This window comes from Burkholderia sp. AU6039, from assembly GCF_002223365.1.
Taxonomy (GTDB): domain Bacteria; phylum Pseudomonadota; class Gammaproteobacteria; order Burkholderiales; family Burkholderiaceae; genus Burkholderia.
Window position 1 is genome coordinate 1 of sequence record NZ_NKFK01000046.1, and the last position, 1,204, is coordinate 1,204.

Here is a 1,204-nt window from a genome sequence, read left to right on the forward strand (position 1 = left end):
TGACCCGCCCCCGGTTTTAGTCCGAACTGCAGTTAGAGTCCGAGGTTAAAAACTGCTGCTTTGCATCGTGCGCCCGCGCGAACTGCACCGGCGTCAGATAGCCGAGTGAACTATGAGGCCGCTCGGTGTTGTACTCGATACGCCATTCCTCAATCAGCCGCTTGGCGTGGCGCATTGAGACGAACCAGTGCTCGTTCAGGCATTCATCGCGGAACCGCCCGTTGAAGCTCTCGATATAGGCATTCTCCACCGGCTTGCCAGGCCGAATGAACGACAGCGTGACACCGGCTTCGTAGGCCCATGCATCCAGCACCTTACCAGCGAACTCCGGCCCGTTGTCGACCGTGATGGATGCGGGTAAGCCTCGCATCTCCTTGAGCCGCTCGAGCACTTGCTGCACTCGTAGGCCCGGCAGCGAAGTATCGACCTCGATGGCCAAGCACTCGCGCGTGTAGTCGTCGACCACGTTCAGGCATCGAAACCGCCGACCATAGGCCAGCCCGTCAGAAACGAAGTCCATCGACCAGCTCTGATTCGGGCCTGTTGCTAACGGCAGCGGCGTGCGCTCGACAGCCGCAATACGCTTGCGTCGCCGCTTGCGCACGCTCAGCCCCGCCTTGCTGTACAGGCGCCAGATGCGCTTGTGGTTGGCGAAGCAGCCATCCCGCTGCAACAGCACGTGAATCCGGCGATAGCCGTAGCGGCGCTTCTGCGCGGCGATGGCCATCATCCGGCCAGTCAGCGCTTCGTCATCAACTCGGCGGCGTGATTCGTAGTGGAACAGCGAGCGCGAAATCCCTACCAGCCCGCAGGCCCGGGTAACACCCATGGCACGTTCGGTCATCAATATCCGGACCGCTTCGCGCTTGGCCTGCGGGCTTGCTACTTTCGAGCCAGCAGGTCCTTCAGCGCGGCGTTGTCGAGCATCGATTCGGCTAACAGTCGCTTGAGCTTGCTGTTCTCCTGCTCCAGTTCCTTCAGGCGCTGCGCTTCGGAGACCGTCATCCCGCCGAACTTCGCTTTCCAGTTGTAGTAGGTCGCTTCCGAGATGCCGTACTTGCGACACAGCTCCGCCGGCTTCAGGCCAGCCTCGGCTTCCTTCAAGATGCCGATGATCTGTTCTTCGGTGAATCGCTTTTTCATTGCCGTTCCTCTCTGGAACGGACTCTACACCGTCACCGTACTAAACGCGGGGAGCAGGTCA

General features: G+C 60.6%; 1 protein-coding gene. It reads right to left on the minus strand.

The window, feature by feature from the left end; all coding sequences use genetic code 11:
• Positions 1-16 precede the first annotated feature (16 nt).
• Positions 17-1,143, minus strand: a protein-coding gene (locus tag CFB39_RS38575; RefSeq protein ID WP_088611397.1) for an IS3 family transposase whose coding sequence is annotated in 2 segments (ribosomal slippage) — positions 17-903 and positions 903-1,143 — 1,128 coding nt in all. Because the reading frame shifts where the segments join, the coding sequence is not laid out codon by codon here.
• Positions 1,144-1,204 lie beyond the last annotated feature (61 nt).